At 46.5% G+C, this 18,697-nt stretch carries 23 protein-coding genes; 3 read left to right on the forward strand and 20 right to left on the reverse strand.

All coding sequences use genetic code 11. From position 1 onward, the window contains the following. Nucleotides 1-10: 10 nt before the first annotated feature. The 19 genes from folD to MKX46_RS05075 all read right to left on the reverse strand — a co-directional run bounded on the left by folD (nucleotide 11) and on the right by MKX46_RS05075 (nucleotide 14,795). Nucleotides 11-868 carry a bifunctional methylenetetrahydrofolate dehydrogenase/methenyltetrahydrofolate cyclohydrolase FolD gene (gene folD, locus MKX46_RS04985; protein WP_029517261.1) on the reverse strand — a complete coding sequence of 286 codons (858 nt, stop codon included), beginning with the start codon at nucleotides 866-868 and terminating at the stop codon, nucleotides 11-13. Between the two features lie 37 nt (nucleotides 869-905). Then, entirely contained in the window at nucleotides 906-1,355 is a 450-nt protein-coding gene (gene nusB, locus MKX46_RS04990; RefSeq protein ID WP_013310817.1) for a transcription antitermination factor NusB, read from the reverse strand. A gap of 136 nt (nucleotides 1,356-1,491) precedes the next feature. After that, nucleotides 1,492-1,725 carry a DUF2273 domain-containing protein gene (locus MKX46_RS04995; protein WP_023989248.1) on the reverse strand — a complete coding sequence of 78 codons (234 nt, stop codon included), beginning with the start codon at nucleotides 1,723-1,725 and terminating at the stop codon, nucleotides 1,492-1,494. 15 nt (nucleotides 1,726-1,740) lie between these two features. After that, the gene (gene amaP, locus MKX46_RS05000; RefSeq protein ID WP_029517260.1) at nucleotides 1,741-2,280 is read right to left on the reverse strand and encodes an alkaline shock response membrane anchor protein AmaP; all 540 of its coding nucleotides are present in this window, start codon (nucleotides 2,278-2,280) and stop codon (nucleotides 1,741-1,743) included. 73 nt (nucleotides 2,281-2,353) lie between these two features. Beyond that, a complete protein-coding gene (locus MKX46_RS05005) occupies nucleotides 2,354-2,767 on the reverse strand; it encodes an Asp23/Gls24 family envelope stress response protein (RefSeq protein ID WP_029517259.1) in 414 nt (137 codons plus the stop codon). A gap of 125 nt (nucleotides 2,768-2,892) precedes the next feature. Continuing rightward, nucleotides 2,893-4,236, reverse strand: coding sequence for an acetyl-CoA carboxylase biotin carboxylase subunit (gene accC / locus MKX46_RS05010; protein WP_029517258.1), 1,344 nt, complete (start codon nucleotides 4,234-4,236; stop codon nucleotides 2,893-2,895). A gap of 61 nt (nucleotides 4,237-4,297) precedes the next feature. Beyond that, entirely contained in the window at nucleotides 4,298-4,789 is a 492-nt protein-coding gene (gene accB / locus MKX46_RS05015; RefSeq protein ID WP_029517257.1) for an acetyl-CoA carboxylase biotin carboxyl carrier protein, read from the reverse strand. Between the two features lie 138 nt (nucleotides 4,790-4,927). Continuing rightward, nucleotides 4,928-5,752 (reverse strand): SpoIIIAH-like family protein, encoded by an 825-nt coding sequence (locus MKX46_RS05020; protein WP_029517256.1) that lies wholly within the window; start codon nucleotides 5,750-5,752, stop codon nucleotides 4,928-4,930. Between the two features lie 62 nt (nucleotides 5,753-5,814). Further along, on the reverse strand, nucleotides 5,815-6,456 hold the full coding sequence (gene spoIIIAG, locus MKX46_RS05025; RefSeq protein WP_029517255.1) for a stage III sporulation protein AG: 642 nt from the start codon (nucleotides 6,454-6,456) through the stop codon (nucleotides 5,815-5,817). 16 nt (nucleotides 6,457-6,472) lie between these two features. Next, nucleotides 6,473-7,243, reverse strand: a complete 771-nt coding sequence (gene spoIIIAF, locus MKX46_RS05030; protein ID WP_029517254.1) for a stage III sporulation protein AF — start codon at nucleotides 7,241-7,243, stop codon at nucleotides 6,473-6,475. Nucleotides 7,244-7,282: 39 nt separating this feature from the next. Beyond that, nucleotides 7,283-8,473, reverse strand: a complete 1,191-nt coding sequence (gene spoIIIAE, locus MKX46_RS05035; protein ID WP_341070960.1) for a stage III sporulation protein AE — start codon at nucleotides 8,471-8,473, stop codon at nucleotides 7,283-7,285. Nucleotides 8,474-8,485: 12 nt separating this feature from the next. Then, entirely contained in the window at nucleotides 8,486-8,875 is a 390-nt protein-coding gene (gene spoIIIAD / locus MKX46_RS05040; RefSeq protein WP_013310826.1) for a stage III sporulation protein AD, read from the reverse strand. An 8-nt stretch (nucleotides 8,876-8,883) separates the two neighbouring features. After that, the gene (spoIIIAC, locus tag MKX46_RS05045) at nucleotides 8,884-9,087 is read right to left on the reverse strand and encodes a stage III sporulation protein AC (protein WP_010345636.1); all 204 of its coding nucleotides are present in this window, start codon (nucleotides 9,085-9,087) and stop codon (nucleotides 8,884-8,886) included. Between the two features lie 12 nt (nucleotides 9,088-9,099). Beyond that, entirely contained in the window at nucleotides 9,100-9,618 is a 519-nt protein-coding gene (spoIIIAB, locus tag MKX46_RS05050) for a stage III sporulation protein SpoIIIAB (RefSeq protein WP_029517252.1), read from the reverse strand. Then, on the reverse strand, nucleotides 9,611-10,606 hold the full coding sequence (gene spoIIIAA, locus MKX46_RS05055) for a stage III sporulation protein AA (RefSeq protein ID WP_029517251.1): 996 nt from the start codon (nucleotides 10,604-10,606) through the stop codon (nucleotides 9,611-9,613). Before spoIIIAA ends, spoIIIAB begins: the two co-directional genes overlap by 8 nt. Nucleotides 10,607-11,019: 413 nt before the next feature. Next, entirely contained in the window at nucleotides 11,020-12,273 is a 1,254-nt protein-coding gene (locus tag MKX46_RS05060) for an aspartate kinase (RefSeq protein ID WP_029517250.1), read from the reverse strand. A gap of 194 nt (nucleotides 12,274-12,467) precedes the next feature. After that, on the reverse strand, nucleotides 12,468-13,025 hold the full coding sequence (gene efp, locus MKX46_RS05065; RefSeq protein WP_029517249.1) for an elongation factor P: 558 nt from the start codon (nucleotides 13,023-13,025) through the stop codon (nucleotides 12,468-12,470). 33 nt (nucleotides 13,026-13,058) lie between these two features. After that, nucleotides 13,059-14,132 carry a M24 family metallopeptidase gene (locus MKX46_RS05070; RefSeq protein WP_341070961.1) on the reverse strand — a complete coding sequence of 358 codons (1,074 nt, stop codon included), beginning with the start codon at nucleotides 14,130-14,132 and terminating at the stop codon, nucleotides 13,059-13,061. 81 nt (nucleotides 14,133-14,213) lie between these two features. Then, nucleotides 14,214-14,795 (reverse strand): YqhR family membrane protein, encoded by a 582-nt coding sequence (locus tag MKX46_RS05075; protein ID WP_340885767.1) that lies wholly within the window; start codon nucleotides 14,793-14,795, stop codon nucleotides 14,214-14,216. 285 nt (nucleotides 14,796-15,080) lie between these two features. Here MKX46_RS05075 and MKX46_RS05080 point away from each other — a divergent pair, with 285 nt between their 5' ends. The 3 genes from MKX46_RS05080 to MKX46_RS05090 all read left to right on the forward strand — a co-directional run bounded on the left by MKX46_RS05080 (nucleotide 15,081) and on the right by MKX46_RS05090 (nucleotide 17,568). Continuing rightward, nucleotides 15,081-16,082 carry an ABC transporter substrate-binding protein gene (locus tag MKX46_RS05080; protein WP_340932527.1) on the forward strand — a complete coding sequence of 334 codons (1,002 nt, stop codon included), beginning with the start codon at nucleotides 15,081-15,083 and terminating at the stop codon, nucleotides 16,080-16,082. A 165-nt stretch (nucleotides 16,083-16,247) separates the two neighbouring features. Then, complete coding sequence (locus MKX46_RS05085; protein ID WP_029517245.1) at nucleotides 16,248-17,240, forward strand: DUF1385 domain-containing protein; 993 nt, start codon at nucleotides 16,248-16,250, stop codon at nucleotides 17,238-17,240. Nucleotides 17,241-17,247: 7 nt separating this feature from the next. Then, nucleotides 17,248-17,568, forward strand: coding sequence for a hypothetical protein (locus MKX46_RS05090; RefSeq protein ID WP_029517244.1), 321 nt, complete (start codon nucleotides 17,248-17,250; stop codon nucleotides 17,566-17,568). Between the two features lie 120 nt (nucleotides 17,569-17,688). Here the strand turns inward: MKX46_RS05090 and MKX46_RS05095 are convergent, their stop codons facing one another. Further along, nucleotides 17,689-18,678 carry a patatin-like phospholipase family protein gene (locus MKX46_RS05095; RefSeq protein WP_165147072.1) on the reverse strand — a complete coding sequence of 330 codons (990 nt, stop codon included), beginning with the start codon at nucleotides 18,676-18,678 and terminating at the stop codon, nucleotides 17,689-17,691. Nucleotides 18,679-18,697: the final 19 nt, after the last annotated feature.

Raw genomic sequence — 18,697 nt, forward strand, 5'->3', positions numbered from 1 at the left:
GCAGCTGTCCTTATGCCAAACCGTGCGACCGCTTGGCCGCTACGAGCGTATTTTGCATCAGCATCGTAATTGTCATCGGCCCTACTCCGCCGGGAACAGGCGTAATCGGACCAGACACTTGCTTCACGCTCTCAAAATCAACGTCCCCCGCCAGCTTTCCGTTTTCCAGACGGTTCATCCCTACATCTATTACTACCGCTCCGGGCTTCACGAACGAAGCATCAATAAAGTTGGCTTTGCCGATCGCAACGACTAAGATATCTGCTTGTCGACTTAGGTCCGCAATATTCGCTGTACGGGAGTGGCACATCGTAACCGTAGCATTTTCACGCTGCAACAATAAAGACACTGGCTTGCCCACGATATTACTGCGACCAATAACTACCGCATGTTTACCGGCTATCTCCACTCCAGCACGCTTAATTAACTCAATGACTCCAGCAGGAGTACAAGGCAATAGACTATCGTCACCGATGACCAAATTCCCTACGTTCACCGGATGGAATCCATCCACATCCTTCTCCACTGCAATCGCGTCAATGACAGCTTTTTCATGAATATGCTTTGGCAACGGCAGTTGCACCAAAATTCCATGGATGGTACTTTGATGGTTCAGCTTGTTTACCAGTTCCAGTAATGCTTCCTGCGAAGTATCTGCTGCCAACCGGTGAACCTCGGAGTAATAGCCGAGATCATGGCATGCCTTTTCCTTGTTTTTAACATACACTTGCGAAGCGGGATCTTCGCCTACCAATACAACAGCCAGTCCGGGTTGAAAGCTGTGCTCTTTCAAACGAATGACCTCTTGCTGAATGCTTGCGCGAATATCCTGAGAGATTTGTTTACCATCAATGATCGGTGCTGACATGTTTTACCACTCTCCAACCTGATTCAGTAGTCTCTACTTAAAAACGTGCTTTCAATTGCTCCAGTTCTTGTATCACTCGCCCCAGTACGCCATTAACAAATTTACCGGATTCCTCGGTACCAAAGTGCTTCGACAACTCAATCGCTTCATTAACAGCTACCTTGGCTGGAACATCCTCACGGAAAATCATCTCATATGCCGCAAGCCTTAAAATTTGACGATCTACACGTGAAAGCCTGCTGATCTGCCAGCCTTTAAGATAATCCACCAGCAGCCCATCAATGGCTTCCTTGTGCTCCCACGTACCCCGCACATGCTCCAAGACATACGCTCTTAACACTGCTGCATTTTTAACGACAACTTCCGCTTCGTTTTCCTCAGCGGCTTCCTGAAGCAACATGTCCACGGCTGCTGCCGCATCCACTTCATTCATTTCCATATGGTACATACTCTGTACCGCTAATTCCCTCGCCAGACGTCTTTTCATGCCCTGCCTCCTACGCTTGCCTATATCTATTTTTCATTCTAACCAATTTCCACAAAAAAACCTGTGAACGCATCCTCCAAAACGTTGGGCGCAAAGAATCTACAGCTCTATTTTTGGAGAACACGTATCACAGGGTTCATTTAAAAGGACGCCAACGTTGCGACAACCAATCGCCCCATTCCTTCCAAGGGAGGAATGAACCGAGCGCTGAATCGCTACGTCTTCCTAGCGTATATCCGATGAACACCATCAATGCAAAGAACAACATATTCCAAAAGCCTGCCCACAAATAAATAAAACCGAAAAAAATACCAGCCGTGATCCCCATGATCCGGCCCTTGTAACTTCCCCATATTTCTTTCCAGGGCATCAGGGAAAATCACCTCTATTCCACACGACTCTTAAAGCTGGGTGACTGAGAAACATTAGCGATGTACACCGATACATTGGACACAGGAATTCCTGTAATTTCTTCCACATGATCGTGTACCCCCTTTTGTACCTCGGAGGTTAACACCGGAATGGAGCTTTCCCCGTCTACAACCGCCCGAATCGTAATATCAAGTCCCGAATCCAACACACGAACGCGTGCTTTCAAATCCTGCATCCCGCGAAATCGGGAAGCTGCTTTGAGGCACAGATTTTCAATGGTATCCACTGAAATCTGAATGTCACCGTATTCCGTTCGTTGATCAATAGAATGCTGTACGGTTTGGTTCCGTCGAATAGAGATATAAAAAAAACGAAGACTCAATAACAACAGAACCCCTGCAATAATCAGGCTGGTAAACCACACTACTCGCTCATCCTCAATACTTAAAACATACGGAATGGCCCCGCTCAGGAGGAGGATGGCGAGAATGGAAATAATTCCGATACTTAAGCTGTACAAGAACAGCAGAAGTCTGTCCATAACTTTAGCCACGAAACGCACAGCCTCCTTAAATTAGAGTAAACCCTCGACCCATAAGGGTCGGGGGTTTGTACAAAGTATCGCTCTATTTAACCCGTCCGGCGCCCAGCACTTCCGGCTCTTCTACTTTATCGGCATTTTTGAATTGAACATCATGAATTTGCACGTTCACTTCAACAACGTTAAGACCTGTCATGTTCTCAATCGAACGCTTAACATTATGCTGAATAGCAGCAGCCACCTCAGGCAGACGGTTACCGTACTCAATAATGACGGAGACGTCTACAGCAGCTTCACGCTGTCCGACTTCCACTTTTACACCTTTAGATAAATTTTTGCGGCCTAGCAGTTCGGCAAACCCACCAGCAAATCCGCCACTCATTCCCGCCACGCCCGGTACCTCAACGGTAGCCAGTCCGGCAATGACTTCAATAACTTCTGGGGCAATTTGAATCTCCCCAATTTCTGTACGTTCGAATTCGGTTGGCACTGTGCTCATACCTTCAACACCTTTCGGTCAAAATAAGTTTCATTCCAGCTTTAGATTTCAAAGCAGACATGCTCACTTATTATCCATACTATATCATTTGGCGTTCATTATGACAAACGGAGGAAATATACCGATTAAACTTCGTTTTCCTCCAAAAATTTAATATCAAAATCGCCTTTAATAAAGGTCGGATGCTCTAGCAAGCGCTGATGAAAAGAAATCGTTGTGGGTATGCCCTCAATAGCAAACTCAGTCAAAGCCCGCTTCATTTTGGCAATTGCATCCTGCCGTGTAGGTGCCCACACAATCAGCTTGGCGATCATAGAGTCATAATAAGGAGGAATGCTATAACCTGGATATACTGCACTGTCTACCCGTACCCCAGGACCGCCTGGAGGCAGATAAAATCCGATTTTACCCGGTGCAGGCATAAAATTACGATCCGGATCCTCAGCGTTAATACGGCACTCTATCGCCCAACCATTGATGGTGACTTCTTCCTGCGTAAAGGAAAGCGGATGCCCTTCAGCGACAGAAATCATTTCCTTAATCAGGTCTACACCAGTAATCATTTCTGTTACGGGATGTTCTACCTGAATACGTGTATTCATTTCCATGAAATAGAAATTGTTGTCCGGGCCGAGCAAAAATTCGAGAGTACCTGCACCAGAGTATTGAACGGCCAAAGCTGCACGAACAGCTGCCTGACCCATTTCTTCACGGACATCCTGCGAAAGTACAGGACATGGTGCTTCCTCCAACAACTTCTGACGACGACGCTGCACAGAGCAGTCCCGTTCGCCCAAATGGGCAACATTACCATGCTTGTCCGCTATGATCTGTATTTCCACATGTTTCATACCGGTCAAATATTTTTCTAGGTACACACCCGCATTGCCAAATGCTTTTTGCGCCTCCTGCTGAGCGGTAGTGATTTGCTGAATGAGGTTATCCTCATCTTCGGCGATACGAATACCTTTACCTCCGCCTCCTGCTGTGGCCTTGATAATTACCGGATATCCGATATCACGTGCGATGCCGATCGCATCCTGCAAATCCTCAACCAGCCCGTCTGAACCCGGAATAACTGGAACTCCGGCATCCTTCATGGTCTGCTTAGCTACGGCCTTATCTCCCATTTTGTTAATGGCTTCAGGAGAAGGACCAATAAACGTAATATTACACGATTCGCAAATTTCAGCGAAGTCTGCGTTTTCCGCCAAAAATCCGTAACCTGGATGAATGGCATCACATTCAGTCAATGTAGCAACGCTCATCAGATTCGTAAAATTAAGGTAGCTGTCCTTAGATAGCGTCGGTCCGATACAGTAAGCCTCATCTGCGAGACGCACATGTAACGAATCCTTGTCAGCTTCCGAATATACAGCAACTGTCGAAATATTCATTTCGCGGCAAGCGCGAATGATACGAACCGCAATTTCTCCACGATTCGCAATCAATACTTTTTGAAATGTCATGACTTTATCCTCCCTGGGAGCAGTCTTGCCGAACCCTCAAAAGAGGGTGCAAACAAGCTTTTTACTCCGGTTTCACAAGGAACAATGGCTGGCCATACTCGACCAACTGTCCGTTTTCGGCCAAAATTTCCACAATTTCGCCCTTCACTTCAGCTTCCAGCTCGTTCATCAGCTTCATCGCTTCAATGATACATACCGTTGTTTTTTCGCCCACTTTGCTGCCGATACTCACATACGGAGCCGTATCCGGTGATGAAGAACTATAGAAAGTGCCTACCATCGGAGATACGATTTTATGTAGATTGCTTGCATATTCCCTCGGTTCTCCAGCAGTTGTAGATCCAACATCGGACTGTACTTGTGGATTTGGAATAACAGCTTGTGGTGCCACTGCATAAGCAGGTGTTGCCACAGGAGCCTGTACTGTAACGATTTCGCTTTTGCCCGGTTTCCGGATCAACAAGCGAGTTCCTTCATTTTCAATTTCAAGCTCATGCACAGACGTTTCATCCACCAGCTTGATCAATTCCTTAATCTCGCTTAATTTAAACATCTCTATTAATCACTCCTTCAGCATTTTGCCGGTTGCTGATAACATTGTTGAAACAGCTTTATGTATTATATCACAATCATTAAAAATAGAAAGAGCCCGGAATAATGCAGAAATCCGGGCTTTTTCGCGTTTTTTGTCTTATTGTGTAACATATTGGACACTGATCTTATCCTGCGTTACATTCAGTTCCTTCATGACTTTGTCGACAATTGTTACCGCTTGCTTAGCATCCAATTTTTCACTCAGAACCACTACTTTGTATTTATCAGCGTCTTCCTCACGGACGACCGCATTGGCGAACTGTTGCTGAAGCTCTTCTTCAATTCCAGTAATTTTAGCCTGCTTATCTTCAAGTACATGTAATTCCTTTTGAGCCTCCGCAGCTTTCTTTGGTGTGCTGTCGTTCATTGCGGTAGTCAGTTCATCATTTTTCTTCTGATTTTCCACGTCCCGTTCCAGCAAATAGTTGTCAATCACAGCTGCTGCTGTAGGTTGGGCAGCTTGATCAGTTGCCACTTGATCCAGTACCTGCTGGTCGGTTTTGGCTGTAGAGGCTGCTTTGTCGTCATTTTGTGCTGTCGCGTCCGTCTTAGTCGCTGTTGTGTTTTGATTGGATGTCGCCGGTTCAGTAGTAGGGGTAGCTGCCGTACCTTTGTCGCCTTTTGAGTTTTCTGTTGCTGGGTCAGTTGTAGAAGCCGTATCCGACTTTGTGGAATTTGCTGATGCTCCATCAGTTACTTCTCCATTCGTCACTACTTCGTTTACCTTCAGTTCGTTCAATTGTTCCTCTGCCTTCGTCGTTGCTTCCTGTGCGGCATCCTGCTTAACCTTGCTCACTTGTTCACTATCGGCTACTGGTGGATTTGCAGGGCTTGAGTCCTCCGTAAACAAATAATACGCAGACAGCACGACCATTAAACTCAGCATGGACACCAGCCAAACGGTTTGTCTTTTATTATTCATGTTCCGTCCTCCATATTCATTAATGGTTTAAAATATAAACTTCTTTGTTCCTGAATTCCAAATTATCCCTGCTTGCGCGGTACGACTGAAATTTTGTAGGAAGGTACATTTAGCCCCTTCTGTACAGCATCGACAATTAGCTGCTTCACTGTAGGGTTTTCTGCCCCCATAGCCACAACAAGCACTCCCCTCACCTGCGGTTTTACTTTTTTTGTCACAATCGGGGTGTGCTGACCACCAGATGATTCATAGGTGACAATTTCGCCATCACGTGTATATTGAGTAGTGTGCCGTTGTCCACCATTGGCGTCCGTCTCATTGTTCTCTTCCTGCATGTCCTTTACATTGCGTTGAACGATAACTTCTTCGGTGGAGTCTACCGTAACCATGACATCAACGGTTCCTACGCCAACAATCTGCTCCAGCATCTGTTTCATATTGTCCTCAAAAACCTTCTCAATCCCGGCAAAAGAACTTTCTTCACCTGTTGTTGTCTCTAACGTAGGCTCATTTTTCATCACGCCAGGCGGCTCACGCCCTACGTTTTCTGGATCAACCTTTTTTACATTAACGAATGAATTAAAGAGCATAATCGCTACACCGATAAGGCCAAGAATAAGCAACCAACGAAATGAATTGAACCTTTTCGCCCCATCCGCCCCTCCACCCAGCCATTGCTCCAGCTTTTTCAGCCATTTGCTCATTTCTGCTCACCTCCTGTTACCATTCATGTGTTCCATCCTGCGAAGAAAGCACCTGAACATTTTTGCTATCTATCCCCCATTTTTCACGTAAAAGTCCTGTAATTAAGCCAAATGCTTTCGTATCTGTTGGCTTTCCGTCCTCAACAGTTTTGTCAGGATTACGATCATTCTCTCGCGTTCCTTCATTAAAATCTGAAGTTTTTGCATGTGTTGGCTCTACACGAATATTCACTGTCTTTTCGGTTACAGGCTCCACCATAATCGGCTTGACATCTGCACCAGGCGAGACGTCTGTGTTTTTCTTTTCTTTTTCTGGCTGCTGTTCTGCCAATTGGACCACTACCGACTGGACACCCGTTCCTGCCTCCAGCCCTGATTCCTCCTGTTGAATCTTTGCAAGGGTAACCTGGACCGACTGAATTGCTAACCCAGTATACTGTTCCAACTGTCCTTTCATTTCCTTAGCTACCTCTTTGCCAGCCCATTGCATGGAGCTTTGTTCTTGCTGTAGCTTTAACTGGCTGCCTTTTGCTAGAATCTCCTCCAATGTCGGTTCCCTCTTGCCTGTCTCAGCCTGACGTTGAAGATCCAATGCTCGCCCTAGAACCTCGGAAGGACTGGTACTCAGTAAGCGCACGACCGGAGACAGCAACGTCAGCAGAATAAGCAGGCTGAGAACGAGTTTGACATACCTCTCCATAGATCGGCTCGGTAAGATCATATCGACAAAAGAAGCCAGCAACACGATTAGCACCAGTTCCTTGAGCCAGCCTGCCAGCCAGGTCACGTCACTCTCCTCCCCCCTTGTTGGTTTACGTGCATTGGTTCACCTCATCATGACTGTCATATTGCCTGCTGCGAGCATGACTGTAATTGCAAGGAAGGACATCAATCCCACTGCTGCCAGCGCCGCGAAAACATAAATCATGCTCTTGCCGATCGCATCCAGACATGCCACGATAGGCGTATCACCCAAAGGCTGCATGATCGCTGCTGTCACTTTATAAATGAGCGCCAGCGTCAGAATCTTGAGGGCGGGAAAGGCGCACAGGAACAAAATAATAATGACTCCTACCAGACCAATGGCATTTTTAACGAGCAGCGAAGCCGAAATAACTGTATCTGTCGCATCTGCCAACGCCTTGCCGACCACCGGAACAAAGCTACCTGTAATATATTTGGCTGTACGGATCGTTAATCCGTCAGTAACGGACGATGTCAAGCCTTGTACCGAAATGACTCCTAGAAAAATGGTCAGCAGCACTCCCAGCACTGCTACTCCAGCGTTCCGCAACAGATCGGCTAGCTGGGTCAGCTTGTATTTGCCCGTCAGCGAGTTGACCAAGTACAGCACAGCCGAGAAGAACAGCAGCGGGAAAACCAGCGTATGAATGACTGTTCCGACTGTGTTGATCATAAATACAATCAGCGGGTGGGTCACCGAAACTGTTACGACGTTCCCCATCGAGGCTAGCATAGTAAACAGCAAAGGCAACATTGCCATCATGAAGTGAATCATGCTATCAATCGCTTCTTTGGCATAACCAATCGCTACACTAAAGCTATTAATCGCCAAAATGATAATGACCATGTATACGATAGCGTAGGCCACTTTGCTGACCTGTTTGCTTTCAAAAGCGCTTTGTAGCGTTTCCAGCACCATACTCATAATGCTGAGCATGACGATGGTGACGAGCAACTTGGCATTTACTCGGATTTCATGGATGAAAAAATCAGCTATAGCGCTCAATACACCCTTTATGCTGAACCCTTCACCGCCTGGAAGCAGCATGTCCATGAAGGAAGGCGTTTTCTGATCAGGGAAAAATCCGCCATATTGCTGCATGAGCCCGTCCCAATAATGTTCTACTTCATCTTTGGGCATTTGCTCCGCCTGCTGTCTGATCCATTCGTTTGTCGGTGTATCTGCAAAGAGGAACGCAGCCGAGGCACACCATAGACATAGCAGCAACATTGCAATTACTTTGAGATTCGGCATGCCCTCCAGCCTTTTCATGGCATCACCCCCTCAGGCGGGCATCAGCTTCAGAATGGTATCAATAATAATGCTGATAATTGGGATTGCGAGCACCATAATGAGTACCTTTCCGGTAAGCTCAATTTTGGAAGCAATCCCGTCTTGTCCTGCATCCCGAACGATTTGCGCTCCAAATTCAGCAATATAAGCGATACCGATTATTTTCAAGACGGTTTTAAAATAGATCATGTCCATGCCTGAAGACCGGGCCAGTCGCTCCAGTACAGCAACCACAGATCCGATCTTGCCAATCAGCAGCAAAAAAATGACGATTCCCGCAGCTGTTGCAATCAAAAAGGCAAACATCGGCTTCTGTTCCTTAATGACTAAAATAAGGACTGTGGCAATGAGGGCGAAGCCCACCACCTGAATAATTTCCATGTGTCCACCTACTGAAAAAGAAAGATAGATTTGATCTCTTGCAGAAGGTTATCCAGCATTCGCACCACCATGAACAGGACCACGACGAAGCCGATGACCGTTACCCAGTGCGCCATGTCTTCTTTGCCCATTTGCTTTAATACGGTATGAATCATAGCGATAATAATGCCAATTCCGGCAATTTGGAAAATTGCGTTCACTTCTAAATTCATTCGAGCACCCCGCTAATAGATCAAAATGACGATCAATGCTCCGATCAGCAGTCCCAGGCTCCTGCTCATACGCTCGTACCTCACCTGATCTGCCTGCGCCTGCGCTTCCTCATGGGATAACTGCTGGATGGTCAACGCAATGTGCTTGATCTGGTCTTCACGGTCGCTGGTTCCAAGACTGTAAGCAAGCTGCCGCATCGCTTCCTTCTCGGCTTGCTTCATAGAGGAACGGCTCCACGAGTCTTCAATGGCTTTATGCAAGCTTTCTCTGGCAGTCAGGCCAAAAGAGGGGTGCATCCAGCGTGAGGCTTGCTGAAACAGAGTGCGTAAGGGCTCTCGCAAGGGCTCTCCTGTCTTGGCGAAAGCATCTGGTAGCGGAGACACCCCGTAGGAAACCTCGGTGGTCAATCTTTGCAGCGCAAGAATCAACTCCCTGATTTGCCGCGGCCTCATTGCAAACTGCCTTGCCCGTTGCCAACCTGCCAGCGTAGCGGCCAGTATAACCAAGGCTGCACCCAGCAGCTTAAGCATAGGAGATACCCCCATTCTGCCCTTCTCCAGACAGTGTAAGCCTGCGTTGCTTGGCATCTGCCAGTCGGAATGAGACGCCCCGGCTCGTCCGCTCCAGCATGACGTAGAGTTGAAATAGCTCTTGTCCTGTAGTTAATCCAGCAAAAGCAGACCGGGTCGCCATTTCAGCCACATCGCGACCATGTGCGGAAGCAATGACTGCAATGCCTGCATGGAGCGCTTCGCGCACCGCCTCCGCATCTTCCGGTCGTCCGATTTCATCAACAATGAGGACATCCGGTGACATCGAGCGGATCATCATCATCATGCCTTCTGCTTTCGGACATCCGTCCAATACATCGGTGCGAGGCCCGACATCAAAACCCGGGATACCTTTGTGACTACCAGCGATCTCAGAGCGTTCGTCTATAATGCCTACCTTGAGTCCATTCCGTCGCCCCCCATGGCTTTCCATCCCTCCGTAACTGAGTTGCCGAGCCAAGTCCCTAAGCAGTGTCGTTTTGCCATGCTGAGGAGGGGACAAAATGAGGGTATGCCGGATTTTCCCGGACATTCGATCTGCTACATAAGGCAATATCCGATCAGCTATGCCGGGAATTGCACGCGCAATTCTTACATTAAAGCTGCTTATATCCCTCAAATGCTCCACTCGTCCTCGGTTGAGCACGGTTCTCCCTGCCAAGCCAATACGATGACCGCCAGGGATCGTAATAAACCCTTTACGAAGCTCCTCTTCCATCGTATAGAGGGAATGATTGCTGATAAAATCCAGCAGTCGGTGGGCATCCTCACGGTCAGGCTTATAGGCTTCCACATGGTTCAAAGTCAGCTGACCAGCAGACGTTACAAAATGATGTTCACCGTTTGCATTAATTTCCAACGGCCTTCCTTCCCTGACCCGGATTTCTTCCAGTTGCTCAAATACCGTTTCTGGAAGCCTTCCGAGTATACCGTGCAACGGTTCGGGAAATAACTCCAGCCATTCCATACCGATGCAGCCCCCTCACAGTTGTCCTTTTTCTTTAAGACAAGTCTATGGTTGACTCTCGCTTTTTATGCCGAAAATATATTGAAAACCTAGGCAAACTTTTGCTAACTCCTATCAACACTCAACAGACCTTTCTCCCGCTTGTTTAAGCACCATTCTCTAATTTGCACAAATAAAAAAGGGCCTCTCAAAGCCTTGTCGGCTAAGGGAAACCCTTGGGTAGAAAAGATAGATTCAGAAAAAAAGAGGCTTCCCCTCAGTTTAACTCTCACTGATGGAACAACCTCTTAACCTACTGCTGTATTCTATGATTTATCAAACTATAAATAGAGGGCATATAATGTATCAACCTTTATCTGTCATAAGCATCGTTCACATTAGCCATATTCAGTGTCTAGATCACGTTGCAGTTATTAACGACGGTCTTGCGGTCCACCCACAAACGCTTGCTCCTCGGTGTCCAGGTTATAAGCTGTATGCAACGCCTGAATAACCTCATGAAGCTTACCCGCTTCAATTACACACGATACTTTGATTTCAGATGTGCTTACCATTTTAATGCTAACGCCTTGCTCTGCCAGTACGGCAAACATTTGCGCAGCAACACCCGGATGGCTAACCATTCCTGCACCTACAATGGAAACCTTCACCAAGTTTTCCTCAGACGTTACTTCACGGTACGGAAGCTCTCCACGAATACCTTCCAGCGTCTTCAGTGCCGCTTCACGATCCGTCAGAGCTACTGTAAAGGAGAAATCCGCTTTACCAGCTTCAACCCCGCTCTGTACAATAATGTCTACATCAATTTTGGCTGCCGCCAGTGTTCCAAATACTTTCGCCAGTACGCCGGGAATATCGGCGACGCCCAAAATACTGATTCTCGCTACATTTTTATCATATGCAATCCCACTGACTACAACGCCTTGTTCCATTACTGCATCCTCCTTTACGACCGTTCCTTCATTATGGTTAAAACTGGACCGCACGATCAGCGGTACCCGGTTATGTTTGGCATATTCTACCGCACGAGGATGCAATACAGCTGCACCCAGATTAGCTAATTCCAGCATTTCATCATAAGAAATTTCTTTTAGCTTACGAGCAACCTTCACGATCCGTGGATCTGTTGAATAAATGCCGTCCACATCCGTGTAAATTTCACAGGCATCCGCTTGAATCGCCGCCGCCAGCGCAACCGCCGTCGTATCAGATCCACCACGTCCCAACGTCGTAATGTCTCCCTCTACAGACATCCCTTGGAAACCAGCTACAACAACGATCTTGTTGCTGCTCAGTGCATCCAGCACACGCTGAGGTTGAATATCCGTAATCCGTGCTCGACCAAAGTCAGATTCAGTACGGAAACCAGCCTGCCATCCCGTAAACGATACCGCTTCATGACCCAACTGCTGAATAGCCATCGACAACAAGGCGATTGAAATTTGCTCACCTGTCGTCATCAACATATCCAACTCACGTGCAGGCAACTGCTCATTCAACAATTTGGCCTGGTCAATCAGTTCGTCTGTCGTGTCTCCCATTGCGGAAACGACCACTACACATTGATGCCCTTCACTCTGTTTCTCCACAACGCGTTTTGCCACGCGTTTCATGCGCTCCGTGTCACCGACGGAACTGCCTCCGAATTTCATGACATACAAAGACAACGATATTCACTCCCTCAGACTCAGTATGTAACCTTGAGATGGCACCCAACGACTTGAACGTGACATCCTGCGGAATAACTTTAGTACAGTATAATACGAAAGTGCTGTGCGGAGCCATTGTTTTTTAATATTAGTGCTTATAAAAATATCCCCTGCCCTTCACAAGGACAGAGGAAATCTAAAAGCAGCAAATTTTATGCGCGAGACATGTATTTGCCATCACGTGTATCAATTAACAATACGTCATCTTGGTTAATGAACAAAGGAACTTGAACATTCAAACCCGTTTCCAATTTGGCATTTTTGGTAGCACCTGTAGCTGTATTACCTTTAATACCTGGTTCTGTTTCGATTACTTTGAGTTCAACGCTGGTAGGCAGGTTAATACCCAGGATTTCGCCGTTATAGCTAACGATATTTACATTCATGTTTTCTTTCAGGAAGTTAAGTTCCCATTTCAGTTGATCGCTGGACAATGTGAATTGATCATATGTTTCATTATCCATGAATGTATGATCGTCTGCACTAGCATACAGATAAGATACACCGCGGTTTTCGATTTGCGCCCGACCGATCGTTTCACCCGCACGGAATGTACGTTCAACGGTGTTACCGTTACGCAAGTTTTTCAACTTGGAGCGTACGAATGCTGCACCTTTACCCGGTTTTACGTGTTGGAAATCCAGCACCGTAAAAATATCTCCGTCTACCTCGACGGTCAAACCTGTTTTAAAATCATTAACGTTAATCACTAAAATACCCCTCCTACAGGACTGTTATCGTTATTAAACGACTGTAAATTCTTTGCTCGAATGTGTTAATAATTTGATGCCGCTATCTGTAATAACGATATCATCCTCGATCCGTACACCGCCCAATCCAGGCACATAGATACCTGGCTCGATCGTTACCACCATGCCCGGCTCCAGAATATCATCACTCGCCTTCGACAGGCGTGTAGATTCATGTACTTCAAGACCCAGACCATGACCTGTACTGTGCCCGAAATTGTCTCCATAGCCATGGCTTGCAATAATATCCCGGGTCAGAGCATCCGCTTCACGGCCTGTCATGCCCGGCTTAATATGTTCAAGTGCGTGAAGTTGCGCCTTAAGTACAATATCGTAGATCTCACGCAACTGGGGCGCTAAATCCCCTTGTGTGGCCACTGTACGTGTCAAATCGGAGCAATAGCCATCCAGCAACGCACCAAAATCAAACGTAATCAGCTCGCCTGCTTGTACTAACTTAGCACTGGCTACGCCATGAGGCAATGCCGAACGAACTCCAGAAGCCACAATTGTGTCAAATGAAGAGGATGTAGCTCCCTGCTTGCGCATGAAGAATTCCATTTCCAGATCCAGCTCACGCTCGCTGACACCTGGCTTGATGTAAGGTAAAATGTGTGCAAAAGTAGCATCTGCCAAATCCGCTGCCCGCTGCATCACTTCCAGCTCTTCCGCATCCTTGTACACCCGTAATTTCTCTACAATGCCCGACACCGGAACCAGTGAAATAGGTGACAAATCTTCGCTATAAGCTTTATGCGTCGCAACAGTTACAGCGTCTTGCTCAAAGCCTGTTTCGCTGATCTGATGGGAAGACAGCAATTCTTTCACCGTTTCCATGACCTGTGCAGCGTGCTGCACTACCGTGAAGCCTTCGGCTTGTTCGGTCGCTTGCGTCATATAGCGAAAGTCAGTCAGCAAATAGCTATGGGATTCCGTAATCAGCACATAACCTGCCGAACCTGTGAAGCCTGTCAAATATCGACGATTGACAGGGCTAGTAATCAGCATAGCCCGCAGATTATGCTCGCCCAGCGCCTGCCGCAGCTTTAACACCCGGTCATTCTTCATCTTTCATTCCGCTCCCCTCTGTCAAATAACCAAATGCTATTTTAACACAGGGAATAGGCGCTTGAGAAGTTTTTGTTACGTTCAGCCCTCAGCTTTCTCAGGCTCGCGCTTTCTTTCATCCGTATACTCGACAGCAACGGTATATCCGATAAATAGTCCCCACAGTAAAAACACACAAATTTCCGTATATAAGGAATTCCATGTTAACCGATCAGGAGCATTCATCATCCCTAGCTTAGGACCTGTTAATACAAATAAAACAACCCACCAAATCAGGCCATACACAATGCCGGGTAAAGGACCCTTAAATCTGCGCAGCAACAGAGTGTACACCAGTGAAGCTACGACGGATAATCCAATAAAAAACAGTAGCCCTACCAGATGTCCCGCCATGGTGTTCATAAATGAATGCTTGAAAAAAGGCTCTGCGAGAAAGCCAGGCGCTACTACGGTAAAGTGCAACTTATAAAACAGCCAGCGCAGCAATCCCCAGAGCAAACCCGAAAAAAAACCCAACTCAAGCGCAAAAGGAATGAGAGGCGTATGTATTTTGCCTGACTGCTGCCTGCCTCTACCACTGTCGTTATGATTACGTTGATCCTGAGATCCACGAGGTTGCTCCTGTTCATGTCCTATCTTGGGTATAGAGAAGGTTTCGCTCATGTTGTTTAATCCCCTTTCAATATGAAAACTTTTTCCCATCGTAAAGACTATCGCAATCGGATATGCATGTACTTCCATCGGATTCTGCATTCCATTTTGCTGGTAGTATGCTCCAAGGGGGGAGAGTTTAACAATGAACAGGAATGCTGAATAATGGCAGCTTTCGACTTGAGTGCACGGACCCGTTTTTTACATTGACAAAATTTCAATCCTCTATCATAATATAATGGTGAAAATGATAATCATTATCATTTTATAAAAACATATATACGGGAGAACGCTTCTATGAAAAAGGGATTCATCGGGATTTTATTGTTAATGGTTTTTACGCTCACTCTGGCAGGTTGCGGAGCAGCCGACAATGCATCGGACAAAGATCAGGTAGCCACATCGGGTAGTAAACCGACTGACACAGCGACCGGTCCTGTGACGGTAAAGCATAATCGTGGTGAGATCACGCTCGACAAGCCCGCACAGCGTGTCGTAGTGCTGGAATGGACATTTACAGAGGATTTGGTTGCGTTGGGCGTTCAGCCGGTGGGTAATGCTGACAATGCCAACTACAAGGTATACGTGACACCGGAGGCGGCTCTGGATAGTAGCGTGGTCGATGTCGGCACGCGTAACGAGCCGAATCTGGAAGCAATTGCTGCATTGAAACCGGATCTGATCATTTCCAATGTTGATGGGAATGAAGCTATCTATGAGCAACTTAAGGCCATCGCTCCTACGATCGAATATAATCTGAACAATGGTAATGGCTACGATCATGATAAAATGGTAGAAATTTTTAATAGCATCGCAGTTGCTCTGGGAAAAGAAGAAAAAGCTAAGCAGGTGCTTGCCGAACTGGATCAGCATTATGCTGAAGCCAAAGAAAAGCTCGCCGCTGCTGGCAAGTCGGATTATCATTATGTACTGACACAAGCTTTCACTTCGCAAAATGCGGCCAGCCTCCGTATGTTTTCGGATAACTCAGTCGTCGTGGCAACACTGGCGAAGATCGGTATGATTAATGATTGGAAACCAAGCAAAGTTGAACCGTATGGCTTTACAACCGTCGGTATTGAAGCTCTGTCTGCTGTTCAGAACAGCAACTTTATCTATATTGTGCAGCCGGACGATGATGTTTTCGGGGCACCTATGAAAAATAATTCGGTCTGGAACGGTCTGAATTTCGTTAAAGAAAAACGCACCTATCCACTGAACGGTACGACATGGACATTTGGCGGCCCCCTCTCATCAAAAGGACTGGTTGACCAGGTTGTTGGGGCAATTACGCAATAGGTTGTTTCCGAAGTTTTATAATGAGTAGCATTTATGTGAGCAGTCTGACGCTCCATAAATGCTTTTTTTATAAGCCTGTGGTTACACCAGTTTCATCTAACTAGATATTCCCTTACAAATTCGATACAATATACAAAAAAGCATGTATTAAGAGAGGTGAGACGGTTGTCACAAGCATCCAAGCCTGTGAGCTACGGTGGTCAGGCAGTCATTGAAGGTGTCATGTTCGGCGGCAAGCGTGTCAATGTCACGGCAGTTCGCCGCAAAACTGGCGAAATCACATATTTGGAAGTACCACGCAAGGAGCAATCCTGGGTATCCAAATTCCGCAGAATTCCTTTATTGCGGGGGATTGTAAGCATCATCGACTCCAGCGCCAAAGGTACCAAGCATTTGAACTATTCAGCCGATGCGTATGCTGATGATGAAGTAGATCCGGAAGAACGCGCTGAGCAAAAGAAAAAAGAAGAATCTCGCTGGAGTCTGAGTATGATGATCGGTGTAGCGGCAGTCGGGATTATCTCCTTTTTGTTCGGCAAAATTGTGTTAACCCTCGTTCCGGTTGTTGTAGAAGACTTCCTGTTCGACGGCTTGTTTCACAGCCAAATTTTGCATAACCTCGCCGAAGGAGCCATTAAGCTGATTCTGCTGCTGGCTTATTTATGGGGCATTTCCCAAACTCCATTGATCAAACGACTGTTTCAATATCACGGTGCAGAGCATAAAGTAATTACGGCATTCGAAGCTGGAGAAGAACTAACCCCGGCCAATGTGCAAAAATACAGCCGTTTGCATTACCGCTGCGGTAGCAGCTTTATTATGCTGACCGTGATCATCGGGGTACTAGTCTATTCCCTATTCACCTACGATAATCTGTGGGAGCGTATGGGGCAACGGCTTCTACTGCTTCCGATCGTACTGGGGCTTTCTTTTGAATTTCTCAAGCTGACCAATGCTCTTCGTGAAATTCCGGTACTTCGTTATTTAGGTTACCCCGGTCTGTGGCTGCAACTACTTACCACCAAAGAACCGACTGATGATCAAGTGGAGGTATCCATTGCCTCATTTAAGCGTATGCTTGAATTGGATGCTGAGTTGGAAAATGTACCTGTAAAGGAGACCTTCAACAGTCCTGCCCTTGATCCTGTGAAAGGATGAGTGAATAATGAACAGACATGCTGTTATTTTCTGGCTTACCCTTGCTTTGGGTGCATATGGGATTGTGGATATGCTGTGGAGAGGAAGTTGGGGCTTTCTCATGAGTTTACTCATTCCCGTCCTTGTTTTTGCAGTTATATTTCTGCTATACAAATACCTGCCAGGACAAAGCAATCGTACTCCCAAAATCAAACCCTCTGTGCGCACCATGGCCAAAACAGCCAACGCACGTAAGCAGCAGACTACGGGCAAGCGCAAAGCGTATCCTTTTCATGTGATTGAAGGTTCCAAGGGCAAAAATGAAGAAGAACAACCTAAATATCATTAACGATAATAATCATCCTTTAAAATGCAACACAAAGGAGCCGTCACCCGCGTATTAAAATATGACCGGGAAGAGGCTCCTTTTTTCACACCCTTTTAAATTACTTTAACTGCCAATTAGTGTTCATTTCATAGCGTACATGGTATCCTTCATCAATTGGTATTTGCTATACTGCTGCTGGTAAGAAGTGATGCTCCATTTGTGGAAAAAAGCATCCCCTGCCTGCACACCGGAAGCATACAGCAAATCACTTTGCACTGTAGAAATGTTAAATTGTGCAGTGCGGATCCCCAATGTTGGAATTTTAATCGTCCGATACCGATTCTCCTGCTCAATATATCGTTCATCGTGTGCTGATAGCATGGTATCGAAAATAGCCTGCAGCATGGTCAAAGGACCCCGTATATAAGAAACTTTGGTCTCCGTACCCGTCTTGCCCACCATTTGAAACCCTACCGTTGGAATCGTTTTGGCCTCACGTTCATTTACAGGCTCATCAAAAAGCCACAAAGGCAAATTGCTTAGTAAAGCCCCATCAACTACAAATATAAATTGCTGAGAAAAGGTCTTTCCCTTGGCAAGTGCAGAATCAAGCCTTAACATAACGGGATCAAAAAAATAAGGGATACTTGTGCTCATCCGAATGGCCTTGGCTACCTCCAGTGAAGAGGGATTGATACCAAAACGTTTGATATCCTCAGGTAGCACCAGAATGCGTCCATTCGTGATATCTGATGCAATAATGCGCAGTTTGCCAGGAGGTAAATCCGCAAACGTACGCACTCCCTTAGCTCGTAACAGCTCACGTACCCAGTGCTCCAGTGCCTCCCCTGAGTAGAGACCTTTTTTAAGAAAGATACGAGCTGCTGGTCCAATCCACTTAATATTGAACACTGGAGAACGTCGTAACAACTTGACCAAGGGGGTTTTCTCAATTACGGCTTTCATTTCATCCGCAGAGTATCCCGCAGCCAATAAAGCAGCTACAATAGCACCTGATGATGTACCTGCTAAACGATTGAATACAATTCCATGCTCCTCCGCAGCCTTAACTGCACCCGCCAGCGAAATTCCCTTAACCCCTCCACCCTGGAACACAGCATTGATCAGCATAGATCAAAAAACCTCCGTT

Source organism: Paenibacillus sp. FSL P4-0113 (assembly GCF_038009305.1).
GTDB classification, from domain to species: domain Bacteria; phylum Bacillota; class Bacilli; order Paenibacillales; family Paenibacillaceae; genus Paenibacillus; species Paenibacillus polymyxa_D.

Bases quoted from the DNA above. Each gene is read 5' to 3' on its own strand.
- MKX46_RS04995 (WP_023989248.1), bottom strand. From the start codon at position 1,725: ATGCCCTGGAAAGAAATATGGGGAAGTTACAAGGGCCGGATCATGGGG.
- spoIIIAA (WP_029517251.1), bottom strand. From the start codon at position 10,606: ATGGAATGGCTGGAGTTATTTCCCGAACCGTTGCACGGTATACTCGGA.
- spoIIIAE (WP_341070960.1), bottom strand. From the start codon at position 8,473: ATGAAAAGGCTGGAGGGCATGCCGAATCTCAAAGTAATTGCAATGTTG.
- MKX46_RS05095 (WP_165147072.1), bottom strand. From the start codon at position 18,678: ATGCTGATCAATGCTGTGTTCCAGGGTGGAGGGGTTAAGGGAATTTCG.
- MKX46_RS05005 (WP_029517259.1), bottom strand. From the start codon at position 2,767: ATGAGCACAGTGCCAACCGAATTCGAACGTACAGAAATTGGGGAGATT.
- spoIIIAD (WP_013310826.1), bottom strand. From the start codon at position 8,875: ATGGAAATTATTCAGGTGGTGGGCTTCGCCCTCATTGCCACAGTCCTT.
- MKX46_RS05020 (WP_029517256.1), bottom strand. From the start codon at position 5,752: ATGAATAATAAAAGACAAACCGTTTGGCTGGTGTCCATGCTGAGTTTA.
- spoIIIAC (WP_010345636.1), bottom strand. From the start codon at position 9,087: ATGAATTTAGAAGTGAACGCAATTTTCCAAATTGCCGGAATTGGCATT.
- MKX46_RS05070 (WP_341070961.1), bottom strand. From the start codon at position 14,132: ATGAAGAATGACCGGGTGTTAAAGCTGCGGCAGGCGCTGGGCGAGCAT.
- spoIIIAG (WP_029517255.1), bottom strand. From the start codon at position 6,456: ATGAGCAAATGGCTGAAAAAGCTGGAGCAATGGCTGGGTGGAGGGGCG.
- folD (WP_029517261.1), bottom strand. From the start codon at position 868: ATGTCAGCACCGATCATTGATGGTAAACAAATCTCTCAGGATATTCGC.
- spoIIIAB (WP_029517252.1), bottom strand. From the start codon at position 9,618: ATGCTTAAGCTGCTGGGTGCAGCCTTGGTTATACTGGCCGCTACGCTG.
- accC (WP_029517258.1), bottom strand. From the start codon at position 4,236: ATGACATTTCAAAAAGTATTGATTGCGAATCGTGGAGAAATTGCGGTT.
- MKX46_RS05080 (WP_340932527.1), top strand. From the start codon at position 15,081: ATGAAAAAGGGATTCATCGGGATTTTATTGTTAATGGTTTTTACGCTC.
- accB (WP_029517257.1), bottom strand. From the start codon at position 4,789: ATGTTTAAATTAAGCGAGATTAAGGAATTGATCAAGCTGGTGGATGAA.
- MKX46_RS05075 (WP_340885767.1), bottom strand. From the start codon at position 14,795: ATGAGCGAAACCTTCTCTATACCCAAGATAGGACATGAACAGGAGCAA.
- nusB (WP_013310817.1), bottom strand. From the start codon at position 1,355: ATGAAAAGACGTCTGGCGAGGGAATTAGCGGTACAGAGTATGTACCAT.
- MKX46_RS05090 (WP_029517244.1), top strand. From the start codon at position 17,248: ATGAACAGACATGCTGTTATTTTCTGGCTTACCCTTGCTTTGGGTGCA.